This window comes from Actinosynnema sp. NPDC023587, assembly GCF_040640215.1.
In the GTDB taxonomy this organism is placed as follows: Bacteria; Actinomycetota; Actinomycetes; order Mycobacteriales; family Pseudonocardiaceae; genus Actinosynnema.
On sequence record NZ_JBFABG010000005.1, the window covers coordinates 332,096 to 348,362 of the forward strand.

Here is a 16,267-nt window from a genome sequence, read left to right on the forward strand (position 1 = left end):
CTGTCACGCCGTCGCCCGGACCCGGAGGATCCAGGTGCCGTCCAGGACGTCGGACTGGTTGACCGGTTCGGAGAAGGTGAACCCCTTGCCGAGCGCGACCACGAAGTTCGGCGCGTAGAGCGGGAGGTAGGGGAGCTGGTCGGAAACCTGCTGCAACACCGACTTCGTCGCCGCCCAGCGGGCCTCGCGCTCCACCGAACCGGTCAGCGCCTTGACGTCCTCCTCGATCTTCGGCGTGGTCCAGTTGGCCAGGTTCAGGCCCGGCGCGGCGATGCCCGCCTGCCCCACGACCCTCGGCAGCACCGCGTTCGGGTCGGGGATGGTGGCGATGAGCTGCATCGACTGGATGCCCGGCGTCTCGTGCGCGAAGATCCGCTTCGCCCACACCTCGGGCGATTCCGGCTTCGGCGTGATCGTGACGCCCAGTTCCTTCATGTTCTCCTGGAGGTTGAGGATCGTCGGCTCCGCCCACGGCGAGCTGGTGGTGTACGGGATGGTGACCTCGAACCCGCCCGGCGTCTTGGACTGGGCCAGTTCGGCCTTCGCCTTGTCCTTGTCCAGGTCGTACTGCGGCAGGCCGTCGAGGAAGCCCTTGGCCTCCTCCGCCGACCCGGCCACGCCCTCCAGCAGGGTCTGCGGCACCAGGCCCCGCAGCACCACGCCGTTCGCGCCGTAGACCGCACGGGACACGCCCTGCCGGTCGATCGAGTAGGCCACCGCGCGCCGCGCGTGGATGTCGTCGAACGGCGGCTGCGAGGTGTCCAGGGTCAGGTAGCTGGTGACGTTCGCGGGCAGTTGGACGGTCTGCGCGCCCGAGATCCCGTTCCACTGCCCGATCTGCTTGACGTTGGTCACCTGCGCGCCGTTGATCGAGTTCGAGCGCATCGCCAGTTGACCGGTGTTGTCGTCCTTGATCGGGACGAAGGAGACGGCCTTGGCCTTGGGCTTGTCGGCGGTGTACTTGGCGTTGCGCTCCAACAGGATCTTGTCCGGACCGCTGGACTTGATCACGTACGGCCCGGTGCCCACCGGGAGCCCGGACGGCGTGCCCAGCGCGGAACCGGCCGCCTCGGCGACCTTCTTCGACTGCACGTAGGAGATCACCGCGAGGTTGTCGCGCGCCGTCGGGTCGGGGAACTTCAGCTTCACGGTGACCGTGGTCGGCCCGTTCGCGGTGATGCTCTCGATGCTCTTGACCCGCCCGGCGGTCTGCGCGCCCGCCTTGGCGTCGGTGACGTGCTGGAGGCTCCACACGGCGTCCTCGGACGTCATCGGCGTGCCGTCGGAGAACTGCGCGCCGGGCGGGAGCTCGTAGACGATCGACGTCGGGTCGGGCTGCGTGACGGCCACCGCCAGCGCGGGGCGGAAGGTGCCGTCGGTGGACACCCGCTCCAGCGGTTCGGTCACCAGGCTGATGACCTGCTGGGTGTTGACCGTCGCGTCCTTCGCCAGGTCCAGCGACACCGGGAGCTGTTGCAGCGCCCAGACGAAGCTGTCGAAATCGGTCTCCACGCCGGCGGCCGGCGTGGTGCCGGGGCCGTTGTCGGCACCGCCGCAGGCGGTCACCAGCAGTCCCGCGACCGCGACCGCAGCGGCGGTCCGCAGTCTGCGGCTGTCGAGAATCGTCATCGTTGCTCCTTCAGCATGGCTCGCCGTCCGGGCCGGGCGCTCCGACAGGGAGGAAGGCCCGTTTGAGGGTCCGGAGGTTGATCGACACCCGCGTGCCGCGCACGCCGGGCAAGTTGCCGAGCACCTCTGTCCGGAACCGGAACAGGTCGGCCTGGGTGGGCATGATCAGCTCCACCAGCAGGTCGCTGTCCCCAGCGGTCGCCGCCACGTACCGCACTTCCTGGCGCGCGGCCAGCGTCCGCACCGCGTCCGCCAGCGCGGACGGGGCGAGGTCGACCCAGGCGAACGCCTGGATGTGGAACCCGAGCAGCCGGGCGTCCACCAGGGTCATCGGGTGCACCCGCCCGGCCGCGATGAGCGCGTCGGTGCGGCGGCGGGCCGCCGATTCGCTCAGGCCGGTCGCCTGGGCCAGGTCGGCGAAGCTCATCCGACCGTCGACCCGCAGCAGTTCCGCGATGGACTCCTCCACCGGGTCCAGCGCCAGCGGCTCGTCGTCCGGCACCAGGTCCAGCAGGGGCAGCCGCACGTCGGGGATGTCGGCCACCAGCGAGCAGCTCCAGTCCACCGTGGACTTGAACTCCCGCAGGACCGGTTCCGACATCGACTCGAAGGTGGCGTCCACCCCGGACAACGTGTCCAGCAGGATCGTCGCCAGGTCCTGGGTGGACGGGGTGATGAACTCCGCGAGCAACCCGTAGCGACCGGTGAGCACCGCGACCATGCGCACGTCCGGCCGCGCGACCAGGTGGTCGGCCACGGTCCGCAGCGATTTGTTGGTGACCGCGAAGTACACGGTCACCGGGAACCCGCGACCGGTGCGGATCGAGTCCACCACGACGGTGGTGCGCAGCGCGCCGGACGTGGTCAGCGCCCGGACCCGCCGGGCGACCGTGGACTCGGAGCTGCCCACCGCCTTGGCCAGGTCCCGCCAGCTCACCCGGGGGTTGGCCTGTAAGGCCGCCGCCAAGCGGGCATCCAGCGATGCCCGCTCCCACCACCCGCCGGGCGTCGGCTCCTCTGGTGAACTCATGCGGGCACCGTACGTCTCGTGACGGTATCCGTCCATAGTCAAGCAGGACTTGATGAGATCCGCGCGAACTTCGTGTTCGAGTGGTGACACCGGGACCGTGTGGGCGGTGCGGCCGAACACGGGGCTCGCCGACGGGTGCCCGGTCACGGGCGGTGGTGCCGGGTACGGCGCGGGTCCGGGGCCGCCCGAACCGGGTACCGGCCGGTTCAGGGACCGGATCGGTTCGGAGGCGCGCTGATCGGCCCGTTCCGGGTCGGGTTTCCGGGCATGGGCCAGTCGTCTGCGGTGGAGTGGGAGGGCGGGGACCGCACCATGCGGATCTCCAACCCCGATCGCGCCTACTCCCCGGCGCGCGGCGAGACGAAGCCCGACCTCGCCCGGTACTACCTGCCGGTCGGCGACGGCATCGTCCGCGCGCTGCGCGACCGGTCGTGCGTACCGCACACTTCCCGTCCGGGGTGACTGGCGAGAAGGTGCACCAGAAGCGGCTGCCGCGCGGCGCGCCGCTATGGGTGCGGACCGTGCGGGTGCACTTCCCCCGCTACCAGACTCCCGACCAGCCCAAACCTGTGCGGATCAAGCCTGGTCAAGTGGTCCGCGCGGTGACGAGGAAGCCACGTCGAGCCATGTCCAGCGGCTGGGTCAGCCGACGCAGCGAAGCACCGTGGAACTGTGCGGGCGCGCCCTGTCGGGACACGCCCACATGGCCTAACCTGTCACAGGGTCTTGCGCACCACTTCGAACAACTCATCGAACCCCATCGGCTTCAGCGCCACCAGCGCGCCACCGATGAACGCCGGTCCAGGACTCAACTCACCATTGAGCACGCGTCCTACGGTCGACCGCTCAACCTCCATGGCGTGTGCCAATGCGTAGGCGGAGTGAAGTTCCGCACGACGTGCAGCCCGTTTGAAGGCGTTCACCCGCAGGCAACCGATTTATCGCGTGATCTTGGCCTGGCCCTGGCACGACTCGCCGTAGCCTACGCCAAAAACGAACAGCCAGATCATGCCCTGGACGTGGCACGTCATGCTTTCCAAATTTTTTCCGAAACGCAATCGGCACGGACGCGGGCCGAACTGAAAGAATTGTCTGATATCATTGCGGTCGGTGAGGGGCGCGAAGATGTTCAGGCGCTGCTTCGTACCTACGGCTTGCTCGCCTGGCCGACTTGAACAGGAGTATTGCTCGATGGTTCTTCCGGTCAGCACATCGGCTGACGTAGCAGGATCGCACGCAACTGTCGCAGTTTTGCCGGTAGGCAGCTTCGAGCAACACGGTGATCATCTGCCATTGGCGACCGACACCATCATCGCTTCGCTGATCGCAGATGTGGTGACGGAAACTTATGGACTTCTGCGGCTTCCGCCGATCACTATTTCATGCTCTCATGAACACGCCGCCTATGCGGGGACCATAAGCATTTCAGCGTCAACCCTCATTCACATCGTCAAGGAAGTGCAGGTCTCCCTGGAACGTCAAGCCATCGACCACCTGGTGATCGTAAGCGGTCATGGTGGAAACTACGTGCTTTCGAATATCGTGCAGGAAGCCAACACGGTTTCGCGCAGGATGGCCCTTTTTCCAGGCAACGGAGTTGTGGAAGCGGCGCGTGCAGATGCCGCAATGGAGTCGTCTCTCCACGAGGACATGCACGGGGGCGAGTGGGAGACCTCCATAATGTTGCACTACTTCCCGAAACTAGTCGGATCGCAATATCGAGATCGTGACTGGCCTGCACCCGATCGCCGTCACTTGCTCACGGTGGGCATGGACGGCTATACCGAAACCGGGATCATCGGGTTTCCTTCCCTGGCTACACCGGCCAAGGGTGCTGCGGCCATAGCCAGTCTCAGGGAGTCGTTCGCCGACGTGCTAAAAGTGTTGCGGGTGTAAATAAGTAAGGTTTTCGCCCGCGCCACGCATGGGGTCTATGCGTGGCGCTTCTGCTTTTCCGGTGTTCCTACACCTTGGCGGAAGAGTTGCCATGGGCGGCCGTCCGTGCCGTTGGCTGGTGGATCTACTGGCGGATTGCACGCGAGTAGACGGCGGTTGCGTTCCTCGCACTGGATTATGCAGCGGCACCTGTGTCGGTTCTTCTTTGGTCGGACGTGGTGGCCGGCCACTATCGTAGAGGTGGTCGGTGATGGCGTGGCAGGACGCGTCACCGGCCCTGCCGGTCGCGGGGGTCACGGCCTTGTTTTCGATCAGCCAACGGCACATGTCGGAGAGATTAATGTCCGCGCATGCCTTCTCGGCAACTGGTGCAGGATCTTGAACGCATACTGATCGATACCGAGAATCCACCCCTTGACGATTCCACGGGCATCATCCCTTACCGGCGACCTTCCCCGCTCCATCGGCCGGCTTCGTTCAGCCTGGCCTTGCGGAGCGGAAGGGCTCGCGCATCCGCTCCGCAAAGCAGTGCGTCCACCACGCTCCGGACCTCTCAGTCCAATTGGGACACAACGAGGTACTTTTTAGCTGACCGACTTGGTGCAACACCGAGCACCCGACGAGTGGCGCATCGACCTCGGCCCGATGCCAGAGAGCCCGCTCTCTCGGGTGCAGCGGGCGACGTCGGCGTTCGCGCGGGAGGTCGAGCGGCGCGCGCCCGACGGCGCGGTGGCGGCGCGACTGTGCGACGTGGTGTTCTCGCTGGAACCGTTGGTGGTGTGGGCGGACCGGGACGGCGGCGACCCCCGGACGACGAGAGCACCGCCGACGATCGTCCCTAGTCTGCGTTCCGCAGGATTTCCGCCGCGTGGTCCGGGGCTTCGCGCTCGATCTCGCGCGGCGGGCGCACGTAGCCGCCACGGCTCTCCGGGCGTTCGGGCAGCACCAGTTCCGGCCGCTCCACCGGCTCCCACGGCAGGGTGTCCAGCAGGTGCGCGATCATGTTCAGCCGTGCCTTGCGCTTGTCTTCCGCCTCCACGACGGTCCACGGCGCGACCTCGGTGTCGGTGTGCGCCAGCATCTCGTCCTTGGCCCGCGAGTAGTCCTCCCAGCGGGTGATCGACTCCAGGTCCATCGGCGACAGCTTCCACTGCTTGAGCGGATTCTGTCGACGTTCCCGGAATCGCCTCTCCTGCTCGGCGTCGCTGACCGAGAACCAGTACTTGCGCAGCAGGATTCCGTCCTCCACCAGCAGTTCCTCGAAGACCGGGCACTGCCGGAGGAAGCGCTCGTGCTCCTCGGGCGTGCAGAAGCCCATCACCCGCTCGACACCAGCGCGGTTGTACCAGCTCCGGTCCAGCAACACGATCTCGCCGGCCGCCGGCAGGTGGTCGACGTAACGCTGGAAGTACCACTGGGTGCGTTCGCGCCCGGTCGGCGCGGGCAGCGCCACGGTGCGGCAGACGCGCGGGTTGAGGTGCTCCGAAACGCGCTTGATCGCCCCGCCCTTGCCCGCCGCGTCCCGGCCCTCGAAGATCACCACGACCCGCGCGCCGGACGCCTTCACCCACTCCTGCACCCGCACCAGTTCGCCCTGGAGGCGCAACAGCTCGTTCTCGTACAGCTCCCTGGGGTACCGCTTGGTGGTCTTCTTCGCCATGTCGGACAGGGTCGCAAACCGATCCGGCCTCGGCCGGACGGGGGCTCGCCGCACCAGCGGGCGTACCGACCGGGTGCGCCGAAGCGCGCCATCGCCGTCGGGGTGGGCAATTCGGGTGTGCCGGTTGGTCCGGATGCGCCCGGATTCCCTCGTCTGGCCCGCAGAAAGACGAGGGTCGTTCGGCGAGACTGCGATCATGAGCGATTCAGTGACGGCGGTGCCGTCCTACGACCTGTTCGCGCCGGACGTGGCCGCCGACCCGCACCCGTTGCTGCACCGCATCCGCGCCGAGAGCCCGCTGACCTGGGTGCCGGAGCTCGACGGCCACCTGCTGACCCGGCACTCGGACATAGTCGCGGCCCTCAAGGACCGGCGGTTGGCGACCGCCAACCTCGGCCAGGGACTGGACCGGCTCAGCCAGGCCGAGCGCGACGAGCTCAAGCCCGTGCTCCGGTCGATCTCGCTGTGGATGGGCCATACCAACGATGACGACCACGTCCGGTTCCAGCAGCTCCTCAAGCGCTACTTCACGCCCGCCACGGTGAACGGCCTGCGGCCCAGGGTGCGCCGACTGACCGAGGAACTCCTCGACGCGGTGGCCGGTGCCGGGCGCATGGACGTCGTCGCCGACCTGGCCTACCCGTTGCCCGCCAACGTGATCGCCGAGATGCTGGGGATGCCGACGACCGAGCGCGAGCGGTTGCAGGCGTGGTCGCGGGACATCCTGGCGATTTTCACCCGGTCGGATTTCGAGCAGCTCAAGCAGTGCCAGCGCAGCGTCCTGGAGATGCAGGACTACTTGCGCGGCCTGGTGGAGCAGCGGCGGGCCGAGCCGCGCGAGGACCTGCTGAGCATGTTCGTGGCCGCCGAGCGCGAGGGCGTGGTGACCGAGGACGAGATCGTCGCGAACTGCGTGCTGCTGCTGTTCGCGGGCCACGAGACGACCGCCAACCTGATCGCCAACGGGTTGGTGCTGCTGTTCGACAACCCCGACCAGTTCGCGCTGCTGAAGCAACGCCGCGAGCTCATGCCGTCGGCGGTCGAGGAGATGCTGAGGTGCGGCGGACCGGCGTCGACCGTCGTGCGGGTGACCACCGAGCCGGTCGAGGTCGCGGGCCACGAGCTGCCGGCCGGTCGGCTGGTGTACCTGGCGATGCTCGCCGGCAACCGCGACCCCGAGGTGTTCGAGGACCCGGACAAGTTCGACATCACCCGGAAGCCCAACCGGCACACGGCGTTCGGGCTCGGTGCGTTCTACTGCCTGGGCGCGGCGCTGGCCCGCATGGAGACCGACGTGTGCTTCAGCACGCTGCTCGACCGGGTTCCCGACCTCCGCCCGGCCTACGAGACGCCGGACCTCATCGTCAACCCCCCGTTGGGAAGCCGACTGGCCACTGTGGACGTGACTTTCTGACCACCCGCGCAACGGCCCGTGCCGGCACCGGCACGGGCCGCTCGTGATCGGCGACCGGCCTCGCGCACCGGCAGTTGATCACTCGTCCGGGTGAAGTCGCTCAAGCCGCCGGACCCCCGCGCCGATATCGGTCGGTGTCCACGGGGGGCGGACGCGGTTCGACCAGGTTCGCCTGCCCCGACGTGTTGCAGGCCGGCGAGGAGTACTGAGACCGATGGGGTTGCGCGACCGGGTCGCCGAGATCGTGGACGGCAAGCGGTTCCAGCAGGTGATCATCGCGGTGATCGTGGTCAACGCGGTCGCGCTGGGGTGCGAGACCTCGCCCGCGGTGGTGGCCACCTACGGCGAGCTGCTGTCCGCCGTGGACCGGGTGGCGCTGACCGTGTTCGTCCTGGAGCTGGCCGCCCGCCTCTACGCCCACCGGCTGGCGTTCTTCCGCGACCCGTGGAACTGCTTCGACTTCGTCGTGATCGGCCTCTCGCTGATCCCCGCCGCCGGTCCGCTGGCCGTGGTGCGGTCGCTGCGCATCCTGCGCGCGCTGCGGCTGGTGGCGATGGTGCCCAGCATGCGCCGCGTGGTGAGCGCCCTGGTCAAGTCGATCCCCGGCCTGCTGTCGCTGACCGGGTTGCTCCTGCTGCTGCTCTACGTGGGCGGCGTGGTGGCGATCAACCTGTTCCGGCGCAGCGGGGACGTCCGCTTCGAAGACCTCGGCTCGACCGTCCTCACCCTGTTCCAGATCACCACCGGCGACGGCTGGTCGGACGTGATGCGCGACCTGATGCGGGAGCAGCCGCTGGCCTGGATCTTCTTCGTCTGCTACCTGCTGGTGGGCACGTTCACCATGCTCAACCTGTTCATCGCCGTGGTGTGCAGCGCGATGGAGTCCGACCCGCCGCCCACGCCGCCGGCGGGAGCGGACCACCTGGTGCTCGCCGAGCTCCGGGCCCTGCGCGAGGAGGTGCGGGCGTTGCGCCTCGAACCCGTGGGGTCAGGGGATCGCGGCGGACCGAACTGACTCCCGGTGCCCGCTGGGCGACCGGCCGCGCAGCCGCTTGAACGCCACGCTGAGCGCGAACGTCGTGCCGTAGCCGACCCGCCGGGCGATGGCGGCCACCGTCAGGTCCGTGGTCACCAGCAGGTCGGCGGCCAGGGAGACGCGCCAGTCCGCCAGGTAGGCCATCGGCGGCGCACCGGTGCGCGCGGTGAACCGGCGCGCCAGGCCGGCGCGGGACACCGCGCAGCGGGCCGCCAGGCCGGCCACCGTCCACGGGTGCGCGGGGTCGTCGTGCAGGAGGGCCAGCGCCCGGTCGACCAGCGGGTCGCCGGTCGACCGGTACCACGGGGGCGCGGGCCGGTCGCCGTCGAACCACGCGCGCAGCGCCGACACCAGCACCAGATCCAGCAGCCGGTCCAGGACGACCTGCCGGCCGGCGCGGGCGGCGGTGATCTCGGCGGCCACGGCGGCCACCAGCGGCGTCGGGCAGTCGGCGTCCGACACCACCAGCACCTCCGGCAGCGCGCCCAGCAGCCGGTCCGGGAGCGGGCCCGGGAACGCGCCGCTGACCAGCACCGCCGGGCCGTCACCGGGGTCCCAGGCGCAGTACCGGTCCTCGGCCACCACCTCGGCGGGCGGTGTCGTCGGGTCGTCGGCGACGACGAACGGCCTGCCGCCGCGCACGACCGCGATGTCGCCGGCGGCCACCCGGTGCGGCTGGTCGCGGACGATCCACGCCTCCCCGGCCAGCACCACGCCGACGGTCAGTTCGGCGCGCGCGGCGAACTCCAGGGACCACGGCGGTGTCAGCGCCGAACGGCTGAACACCGCACCGCGCGCCCGGACACCGTCGAGCAGGTCGGCGAGCACATCCACGCCCCCAGCGTAGACGCACGGACATCGAACCGATCTTCTGAGCCATCGCCCGTCTCACGCCCGCCCGCTTGACTGGGCACCGTGAACGACCACCCGATCCTCGTCCTCGGCGGCACCGGCAAAGCCGGCCGCCGCGTCGCGGCCCGCCTGCACGGCCTCGGCCTCCCCGTCCGCGTGCCCACCCGGTCCGGCGCGCTCCCGTTCGACTGGACCGACGAGAGCACCTGGCCCGCCGTGCTCGCCCGGACGCGGGCGGTGTTCGTGGTGCCGTTCGACGGCCTGCCGCTGACCCGGGCGTTCGTGGCGCGCGCGGTCGAGGCGGGCGTCGAGCGGGTCGTGCTGCTGTCCGGGCGGGGCGTCGACGTGCCCGGGTACCCGCAGATCAGCGCCGGGCAGACGCACGTCGACGGTGAGGCGGCGGTGCGGGCGCTGGACGTGGCGTGGACCGTGGTGCGGCCGACGTGGTTCGCGCAGAACTTCACCGAGGGCTTCTTCCGGGACGCCGTCGCGGCGGGCGACCTGCGCCTCCCGGCGGGCGACGGGGCGGTGAGCTTCGTCGACGCCGACGACATCGCCGACGTCGTGGTCGCCGCCCTGGTCGAACCGGGGCACGCGGGCCGCACCTACGAGCTGTCCGGGCCGCGCGCGCTGACCCTGGCCGAGGTCGCCGCCGAGATCTCCGCCGCGTCGGGCCGGCACGTCCGCTACACGCCGCTGTCCGTCGAGGACTACACCGCCGAACTGGTCGCGACCGGGTGGCCGGAAGCCGACGCGCGGGAGCTCGCCGTCGTCGTCACCGCCGCGCGCGACGGCCTGGACGCCTACCTCTCCGACGGTGTCCAGCAGGCGTTGGGCCGCCCGGCCCGGGACTTCGGCGAGTTCGCCGCCGCCGCGACGTGGCCGTGACAACCGGTCGGCACGGCGGCGTGGCTCCTTCCGCGCCGTTGGCGAATCCGGCCGATGAACCGACCCCGATCGTGCGAACCGAGCCGGTCACCGCTCCCCTGCCGCACGTGCGCCACCAGCGCGAACACCTCGGCTGAGGGGTCTTCGCCCGCAAACACCGGAGCTGAGCGGTTGCAAGCGGGTTTGCCGGTTCGGCAAGCTGGGGGCATGGACGACTTGGACGACGTGCTCAAGGCGGTGGGCCCGCGACTGCGGGCCATCCGCCGACAGCGCGGGGCGACCCTCGCGGACCTGGCCGCGTCGACCGGCATTTCGGAGAGCACCCTGTCCCGGCTGGAGAGCGGGCAGCGGCGGGCCAACCTGGAACTGCTGCTGCCCCTCGCCAGGGCGCACGGCGTGGCGCTCGACGAGCTGGTCGGCGCACCCACCACCGGCGACCCCCGGGTGCACCTGCGGCCGTTGCGGCACGGGGACCGCACGATCATCCCGCTCACCCGCCGCGCCGGCGGGGTGCAGGCCTACAAGATGATCATCCCGGGGGTCCGGGGGCAGGTCGAACCGGAACCGCGCGTGCACGAGGGCTACGAGTGGCTCTACGTGCTCGACGGCACGCTCCGGTTGCTGCTCGGCGACCAGGACCTGGTGCTCAAACCGGGTGAGGCCGCCGAGTTCGACACGCACGTGCCGCACTGGTTCGACGCGGCGGACGCCCGGCCCGTCGAGCTGCTGACCCTGTTCGGGCAGCAGGGCGAACGGGCCCACGTCCGCGCGCGTGCCCGGTAGCTACTCCCGGCGGATGCGCAGCACGTTGTCGTCGCGGTGGCCCGGTCGTCCGTCGGGGGCGGCCACCTCGCGGCGGACCACCGCGTCGGTCTCGACCCGCCACCCGTCGCCGAGGTCCAGCGACCGCAGCACGTCGGCGGTCGTCGGGAGCACGATGTCGCGGTGCGGGTGGTCGGTCGCCCAGGACGGCCAGCCAGCGTGACCGCCGATCACCAGCACCCCGCCGGGCGCGACGGCGTCGGCCGCGCGCCGCAGGATGCCGTCCCGCTCGCCGTCCTGCTCCACGGGGGAGTGCAGGAACTGCGCGGACACCAGGTCGAACCGGCCGCGCGGGAAGGTCTGGAAGAGGTCGTGCCGCTCGAAGGTGATCAGGTCCGCGACACCGACCTCGGCGGCGCGGGCGGCGGCCCGGCCGAGCGCGGTCGTGGACACGTCCACGCCGAGCACCCGCCAGCCGCGCCGGGCGAGCCAGATCGCGTCGCCGCCCTCCGCGCACCCCAGGTCCAGCGCCGTGCCGGGGGTGAGCGCGGAGACCTCGCGCACCAGCAACGGATTCGGGTCGCCGCTCCACACCTGGTCCCGGTCCAGGTAGAAGCCCTCCCAGTACTGCTCCGCGGTCGTCATGGCGGCACTGTGCACCGGGCTCGCGCGGCCGTGCCACTCCTCTTGCCGGTCCGGCAAGATCATCCCACTTTCGCGTGACGGATCGGCGGCGCACCGCAGTCGAGCGCCGCTGTGAAACCGGCTTCAGGGGCGCGGGGTGAGCACGGCCACTTCGGTGACCTTCTCCAGGAACTCCGGCGTCGCCGCGCCCTTGACGTTCTCGGCTTCGGCCACCACGACCGTCGTGTCGAGCATCGTCGAGTCGTAGTGGTGGGCGGTGAAGGTGATGTCGCTCATCAGCAGGAGCCGCGCGGACAGCGGCGTGATGTCACCGGTCCCGTGGATGTCCTCGACCCGCTTGAACTCGGTGGCCACGTCCCGCTGCTCGAACTCCACCCACGCCACCGACACCGCGACCAGCGACCCCTTGTCGTCGGCCAGGGTGAACAGCATCCGGCTCAGCGACCGGCACGGCGCGGCGGCCAGCAGGTCGCGCACCTGCCCGAAGGAGTTGGCCACGCAGTCGCGGTCGTCGCGGGTCGTCCGGTCGACGACCGCCAGGCCCAGGCCGCGCCACGCCTCGTCGTCGGGTTGACCGCCGACGGTGCCGGCACCCACCGCGACCGCGCCCGCCAGCGCCGCCGCCGCGACCACACCCCCGACGCCCACGAGCGTCTCCTTCCCGCCACCACCACATTTCCCGCGTCACGGCCCGCTCAAACCGACCACGTCGGCCGCGCAGCCCCACGACAGTGTCACACCCGCGCCGCCGTGCCCGTAGCAACTGATCACAGCCCTGCCGGAGTGCCGGACCCGGTCGAGCCGCACGGCCGGCCGGGAGGGGCGCAGCCCGACCGCCCGCGACACGACCGGCGCGTCCCGCAGCTCCGGCACCAGCGCCACCGCGCGGTCCAGCACGGCCCGCTCCACCTCGACGTCGAGGCCGGTGGCGGTCGCGCCCCGGTCGGCGGTGCCGCCGCACACCACGTCGTGGCCGCGCGGGATCACGTAGGTCATGCCCGCCGGGTTGTCGTCGTCCACCACCCACCGGGTGAGGCCGGGGTTGGCCAGCCGCACCACCTGGCCGCGCACCGGCTCCAGCGTCGGGTCGCCCAGCAGCGCACCGGAGCGCAGCCCGGCCGCGACGACGACCACCGGCTGCGGCAGGTCGCCCAGCCGGGTCACGTGCGCCCGCCGGACCGCCACCCCGGCCGCCGCGCAGCTCTCGGCGAGCCACGCCAGGTAGGCCGCCGTGTCGACCACGGGCAGCGTGCAGACCACCCCTGACGTGACGCCCGGTGGCAGCTCCCCGGCCGTCGCGGGGCGGCAGTCGGGCACGACGGCCGTCCACGACAGGTCGGGGTCGGCGTGCCGGTGCAGGACGACCCCCTCCCGCCGCCACACACCGGTCCCCGGCAGCGCCGCGAGCTCGGCGAACCGCGCCAGCGAGACCCGGGCCCACCGCAGCACGGCGTCGGCCGGCGCGGCCAGGTACGGGAACCACAGGCCGCCCGCCACCGCCGACACCGTGTCGCCCGGAGCCAGGTCGGCCACCACCTCCACCCGGTGCCCCGCCTCGGCCAACCGCAGCGCGCAGGTCAACCCGATCACCCCGCCGCCGACCACCGCGATGTCGCCCATGTGACCGTCGTACCAGCCTCCCCCGCCACCCAGGTTCCGCCGAACGCCGGGTTGTGACCCACCCCGCCGGGCTGCTTCCATGAAGTTTCCGATAGATCACTTCTGGCGGCGCAAACCAGCGGACCCCGCTGGGGGCCAGTGAGCGAGAACCCCGGAGGTTCGAGCGCTGCCCAGGAGAACCCCTCTCCGGCACCACGGCACCGCCCGTCGCGGCCCTGACACCGCCACGGGTGGTCGGACCTCGCCGAGAACACGACCACTGGCGGTCTCCGTCCCTGCGGAAACGGGCCGCCGAGAAGGAGTCGGGACATGATTCGTCGGCTTGCACGACTGCTGGCCGCCGGCGCGGCGGTGCTGCTCACCGCGTCGCTCACCACCGGAGCGGGCGCGGCGGCACCCGCCGCCGAGGAGACCTGCCCGGTGAAGTCCAAGCCCGCCGGCAAGGTGCTGCACGGGTACTGGGAGAACTGGGACGGCGCGAAGAACGGCGTGCACCCGCCGCTGGGCTGGATCCCCATCACCGACCAGCGCATCCGGGACAACGGGTACAACGTCATCAACGCCGCGTTCCCGGTGATCCGCTCGGACGGCACGGTGCTGTGGGAAGACGGCATGGACGCCACGGTCAAGGTCGCCACGCCGGCCGAGATGTGCGCGGCCAAGGCCGCGGGTCTGACCATCCTGATGTCGATCGGCGGCGCGACCGCCGGCATCGACCTCAACTCCAGGGCGGTGGCGGACAAGTTCGTCGACACCGTGGTGCCGATCCTCCAGAAGTACAACTTCGACGGCATCGACATCGACGTCGAGACCGGTCTGGTGGGCGGCGGCAACATCAACACCCTGTCCGCCTCGCAGGCCAACCTGATCCGGATCATCGACGGCGTGCTGGCGCGGATGCCGGCCAACTTCGGTCTGACCATGGCCCCGGAGACGGCGTACGTGACCGGTGGCAGCGTGGTCTACGGCTCCATCTGGGGCGCGTACCTGCCGATCATCAAGAAGTACGCGGACAACGGTCGGCTGTGGTGGCTGAACATGCAGTACTACAACGGCAGCATGTACGGCTGCAACGGCGACTCGTACCAGGCGGGCACCGTCCAGGGCTTCACCGCGCAGACCAACTGCCTGAACAAGGGGCTGGTCATCCAGGGCACCACGATCAAGGTGCCGTTCGACAAGCAGGTGCCGGGTCTGCCCGCCCAGCCGGGCGCGGGCGGCGGGTACATGTCCACCGGGCTGGTCTCCCAGGCGTGGAACGGCTACAACGGCCAGTTGAAGGGCCTGATGACCTGGTCGATCAACTGGGACGGCTCGCGCGGCTGGACGTTCGGCCGGAACGTGAAGTCGTTGCAGGGCCGCCGCTGACCCCGGCCAGACCTGGCGCGTCGCCGGAGATTCGTCGTTACGGCGCAACGTGATCGGCCGTTCGGCGGCGTTCGGGCACCGGCTCCTCCGGGAACCCCGTGGGTGAGAACCCACCCCCTCGGAGGAGCCGATGTCCCGGCGCGCGCTCGCCGTGCTGATCGCCGTTCTGCTGACCGGCTGCGGCACGTTCCCGGCGGCCACCGGGGGCTCCGGCGCGGAGAAGGTCCCCGCCGGCACCCCCGACGCCGCGACCGCCCGCCTCCGGCTCGGCGAGCTCCCGGTGGCCGACCCCGGCCGCATGGACGGCTACGTCCGGGACTGCGACCGGGGGGCGGCGTGCGTGTTCGGGCAGCCCTGGTTCGACGTGGACGGTGACGGCTGCGACCAGCGCAGCCAGGTGCTGGCGCGCGACCTGGTGGACGCCAAGCGCAAGGACGGGCGCTGCGCGGTCACCTCCGGCACCCTCTACGACCCCTACACCGGCGAGACGGTGACCAGCGTCTCCAAGATCCAGATCGATCACGTCGTGCCGCTGGCCGAGATGTGGCGCAGCGGCGCGGCCGGCTGGACGGTCGACCGCCGCACGGCCGCCGCGAACGACCTGCGCAACCTCATCGCCGTGCAGGGCAAGGCGAACCAGTCCAAAGGGGACAAGACGCCGGACGAGTGGATGCCGCCGAGCGCGGGTTACTCCTGCGCGTACGCCCGGATCTACGTCGGCGTCAAGGCCGAACTCGGGCTGACCGTCAGCCCACCGGAGCGCACCGCGCTGGAGCGGACCCTGGCACCCTGTCCGTGAGCCGCCGCACCGGTGGCGAGGGGTGGACGTGCCGGGGGTCCGCGCGGTCCAGGAGGCGTTGCGCGAGGCGGGAACGCTGTCCCCGCAGGGCCGGGTGACCCGGGTCGAGGACGTCGGGCAGGTGGGCCCCGGTCTGGCCGCCGACGTGCGACGATGAGCGTGTCCACCCCTGCCGCGTAGTACTGCGGCGACGCCGGATTGTTGCTGGAAGACTTGGGCGACAACGGTTTCGTCCGGCAGCTCGACGGCTGCACCGCCGAGGAGGTCGAACTCGTCGTGCGCGAGGTGGCGACGCCGCACGCCGAGAGCCGCGCGGGTGGCTGCGCCGTCCTGCCGAGTCGGCGCTGGGCGAGGTCCCTGGAGTGGTCGCGGCCCGGTTCGACCGGATCGCCGACGCGCTCGACACCGCCGACGCCACCGCTGTGCACGGCGACTTCCACAGCCAGAACGTCCACCCGGGACCGACCCGCCCCGCGCTGCTCGACTTCCAGTTCGCCCAGCGCGCGTCGGGGACGCTCGACCTGGCCAGTTGGAACTTCGGTATCCCGCCGGCGACGCACCTGCGGGCGATGAAGGCCCAGGGCCGGGACCGGCCGACCGGCCTGCCGATCCTGGCGCGGTGCCTGGCGGCGGTCGAGGACCGGGACGCGCTCGCCCTGGTCCGGTGA

Annotated in this window: 17 protein-coding genes and 1 pseudogene; 11 read left to right on the forward strand and 7 right to left on the reverse strand. The window is 70.8% G+C overall.

What is annotated here, in order from left to right; genetic code table 11:
* Positions 1–3: 3 nt before the first annotated feature.
* Together AB0G01_RS17185 and AB0G01_RS17190 are read right to left on the reverse strand one after the other, a co-directional pair.
* Complete coding sequence (locus AB0G01_RS17185; RefSeq protein ID WP_360946209.1) at positions 4–1,629, reverse strand: ABC transporter substrate-binding protein; 1,626 nt, start codon at positions 1,627–1,629, stop codon at positions 4–6.
* A 10-nt stretch (positions 1,630–1,639) separates the two neighbouring features.
* Positions 1,640–2,659 carry an Lrp/AsnC family transcriptional regulator gene (locus tag AB0G01_RS17190; protein ID WP_360946212.1) on the reverse strand — a complete coding sequence of 340 codons (1,020 nt, stop codon included), beginning with the start codon at positions 2,657–2,659 and terminating at the stop codon, positions 1,640–1,642.
* Between the two features lie 267 nt (positions 2,660–2,926).
* Here AB0G01_RS17190 and AB0G01_RS17195 point away from each other — a divergent pair.
* The 3 genes and pseudogenes from AB0G01_RS17195 to AB0G01_RS17205 all read left to right on the forward strand — a co-directional run.
* Positions 2,927–3,204 (forward strand): annotated as a pseudogene (locus AB0G01_RS17195) (ATP-dependent DNA ligase); the annotation flags it as partial.
* A 336-nt stretch (positions 3,205–3,540) separates the two neighbouring features.
* Positions 3,541–3,834: a hypothetical protein gene (locus tag AB0G01_RS17200; RefSeq protein WP_360946520.1), complete on the forward strand. Its 294-nt coding sequence runs from the start codon at positions 3,541–3,543 to the stop codon at positions 3,832–3,834.
* A gap of 16 nt (positions 3,835–3,850) precedes the next feature.
* Entirely contained in the window at positions 3,851–4,555 is a 705-nt protein-coding gene (locus AB0G01_RS17205) for a creatininase family protein (RefSeq protein WP_360946215.1), read from the forward strand.
* Positions 4,556–5,393: 838 nt separating this feature from the next.
* On the opposite strand, the gene ppk2 is transcribed toward AB0G01_RS17205, so the two are convergent.
* Entirely contained in the window at positions 5,394–6,215 is an 822-nt protein-coding gene (ppk2, locus tag AB0G01_RS17210) for a polyphosphate kinase 2 (protein WP_360946218.1), read from the reverse strand.
* A gap of 196 nt (positions 6,216–6,411) precedes the next feature.
* On the opposite strand from ppk2, the gene AB0G01_RS17215 reads away from it, so the two are divergent.
* Both AB0G01_RS17215 and AB0G01_RS17220 read left to right on the forward strand, forming a co-directional pair.
* A complete protein-coding gene (locus AB0G01_RS17215; RefSeq protein WP_360946221.1) occupies positions 6,412–7,629 on the forward strand; it encodes a cytochrome P450 in 1,218 nt (405 codons plus the stop codon).
* A gap of 214 nt (positions 7,630–7,843) precedes the next feature.
* Positions 7,844–8,644 carry an ion transporter gene (locus tag AB0G01_RS17220; protein ID WP_360946224.1) on the forward strand — a complete coding sequence of 267 codons (801 nt, stop codon included), beginning with the start codon at positions 7,844–7,846 and terminating at the stop codon, positions 8,642–8,644.
* Here the strand turns inward: AB0G01_RS17220 and AB0G01_RS17225 are convergent.
* Positions 8,618–9,499, reverse strand: coding sequence for an AraC family transcriptional regulator (locus tag AB0G01_RS17225; protein WP_360946227.1), 882 nt, complete (start codon positions 9,497–9,499; stop codon positions 8,618–8,620). The two genes, AB0G01_RS17220 and AB0G01_RS17225, sit on opposite strands and share 27 nt — an antisense overlap.
* An 81-nt stretch (positions 9,500–9,580) precedes the next feature.
* On the opposite strand from AB0G01_RS17225, the gene AB0G01_RS17230 reads away from it, so the two are divergent.
* Together AB0G01_RS17230 and AB0G01_RS17235 are read left to right on the forward strand one after the other, a co-directional pair.
* Positions 9,581–10,405: an NmrA family NAD(P)-binding protein gene (locus tag AB0G01_RS17230; protein WP_360946230.1), complete on the forward strand. Its 825-nt coding sequence runs from the start codon at positions 9,581–9,583 to the stop codon at positions 10,403–10,405.
* Between the two features lie 207 nt (positions 10,406–10,612).
* Entirely contained in the window at positions 10,613–11,188 is a 576-nt protein-coding gene (locus tag AB0G01_RS17235; protein ID WP_360946233.1) for an XRE family transcriptional regulator, read from the forward strand.
* Here the strand turns inward: AB0G01_RS17235 and AB0G01_RS17240 are convergent, their stop codons facing one another.
* The 3 genes from AB0G01_RS17240 to AB0G01_RS17250 form a co-directional block, all read right to left on the reverse strand.
* Complete coding sequence (locus AB0G01_RS17240; RefSeq protein ID WP_360946236.1) at positions 11,189–11,812, reverse strand: class I SAM-dependent methyltransferase; 624 nt, start codon at positions 11,810–11,812, stop codon at positions 11,189–11,191.
* 123 nt (positions 11,813–11,935) lie between these two features.
* On the reverse strand, positions 11,936–12,460 hold the full coding sequence (locus AB0G01_RS17245) for a hypothetical protein (RefSeq protein WP_360946239.1): 525 nt from the start codon (positions 12,458–12,460) through the stop codon (positions 11,936–11,938).
* 36 nt (positions 12,461–12,496) lie between these two features.
* Positions 12,497–13,432 carry an FAD-dependent oxidoreductase gene (locus tag AB0G01_RS17250; protein WP_360946242.1) on the reverse strand — a complete coding sequence of 312 codons (936 nt, stop codon included), beginning with the start codon at positions 13,430–13,432 and terminating at the stop codon, positions 12,497–12,499.
* Positions 13,433–13,741: 309 nt separating this feature from the next.
* On the opposite strand from AB0G01_RS17250, the gene AB0G01_RS17255 reads away from it, so the two are divergent.
* The 4 genes from AB0G01_RS17255 (at position 13,742) to AB0G01_RS17270 (ending at position 16,267) form a co-directional block, all read left to right on the forward strand.
* Entirely contained in the window at positions 13,742–14,800 is a 1,059-nt protein-coding gene (locus AB0G01_RS17255; protein ID WP_360946245.1) for a chitinase, read from the forward strand.
* Positions 14,801–14,930: 130 nt separating this feature from the next.
* Positions 14,931–15,599, forward strand: coding sequence for an HNH endonuclease family protein (locus AB0G01_RS17260; RefSeq protein ID WP_360946248.1), 669 nt, complete (start codon positions 14,931–14,933; stop codon positions 15,597–15,599).
* 28 nt (positions 15,600–15,627) lie between these two features.
* On the forward strand, positions 15,628–15,756 hold the full coding sequence (locus tag AB0G01_RS17265; protein ID WP_360946251.1) for a hypothetical protein: 129 nt from the start codon (positions 15,628–15,630) through the stop codon (positions 15,754–15,756).
* A 91-nt stretch (positions 15,757–15,847) separates the two neighbouring features.
* Positions 15,848–16,267, forward strand: a complete 420-nt coding sequence (locus AB0G01_RS17270; RefSeq protein WP_360946508.1) for a phosphotransferase — start codon at positions 15,848–15,850, stop codon at positions 16,265–16,267.

Excerpts from the sequence above, each read along its gene's own strand:
- AB0G01_RS17235 (WP_360946233.1), top strand. The coding sequence starts at position 10,613 with ATGGACGACTTGGACGACGTGCTCAAGGCGGTGGGCCCGCGACTGCGG.
- AB0G01_RS17220 (WP_360946224.1), top strand. The coding sequence starts at position 7,844 with ATGGGGTTGCGCGACCGGGTCGCCGAGATCGTGGACGGCAAGCGGTTC.
- AB0G01_RS17250 (WP_360946242.1), bottom strand. The coding sequence starts at position 13,432 with ATGGGCGACATCGCGGTGGTCGGCGGCGGGGTGATCGGGTTGACCTGC.
- AB0G01_RS17215 (WP_360946221.1), top strand. The coding sequence starts at position 6,412 with ATGAGCGATTCAGTGACGGCGGTGCCGTCCTACGACCTGTTCGCGCCG.
- AB0G01_RS17240 (WP_360946236.1), bottom strand. The coding sequence starts at position 11,812 with ATGACGACCGCGGAGCAGTACTGGGAGGGCTTCTACCTGGACCGGGAC.
- AB0G01_RS17260 (WP_360946248.1), top strand. The coding sequence starts at position 14,931 with ATGTCCCGGCGCGCGCTCGCCGTGCTGATCGCCGTTCTGCTGACCGGC.
- AB0G01_RS17190 (WP_360946212.1), bottom strand. The coding sequence starts at position 2,659 with ATGAGTTCACCAGAGGAGCCGACGCCCGGCGGGTGGTGGGAGCGGGCA.
- AB0G01_RS17255 (WP_360946245.1), top strand. The coding sequence starts at position 13,742 with ATGATTCGTCGGCTTGCACGACTGCTGGCCGCCGGCGCGGCGGTGCTG.
- ppk2 (WP_360946218.1), bottom strand. The coding sequence starts at position 6,215 with ATGGCGAAGAAGACCACCAAGCGGTACCCCAGGGAGCTGTACGAGAAC.
- AB0G01_RS17205 (WP_360946215.1), top strand. The coding sequence starts at position 3,851 with ATGGTTCTTCCGGTCAGCACATCGGCTGACGTAGCAGGATCGCACGCA.
- AB0G01_RS17185 (WP_360946209.1), bottom strand. The coding sequence starts at position 1,629 with ATGACGATTCTCGACAGCCGCAGACTGCGGACCGCCGCTGCGGTCGCG.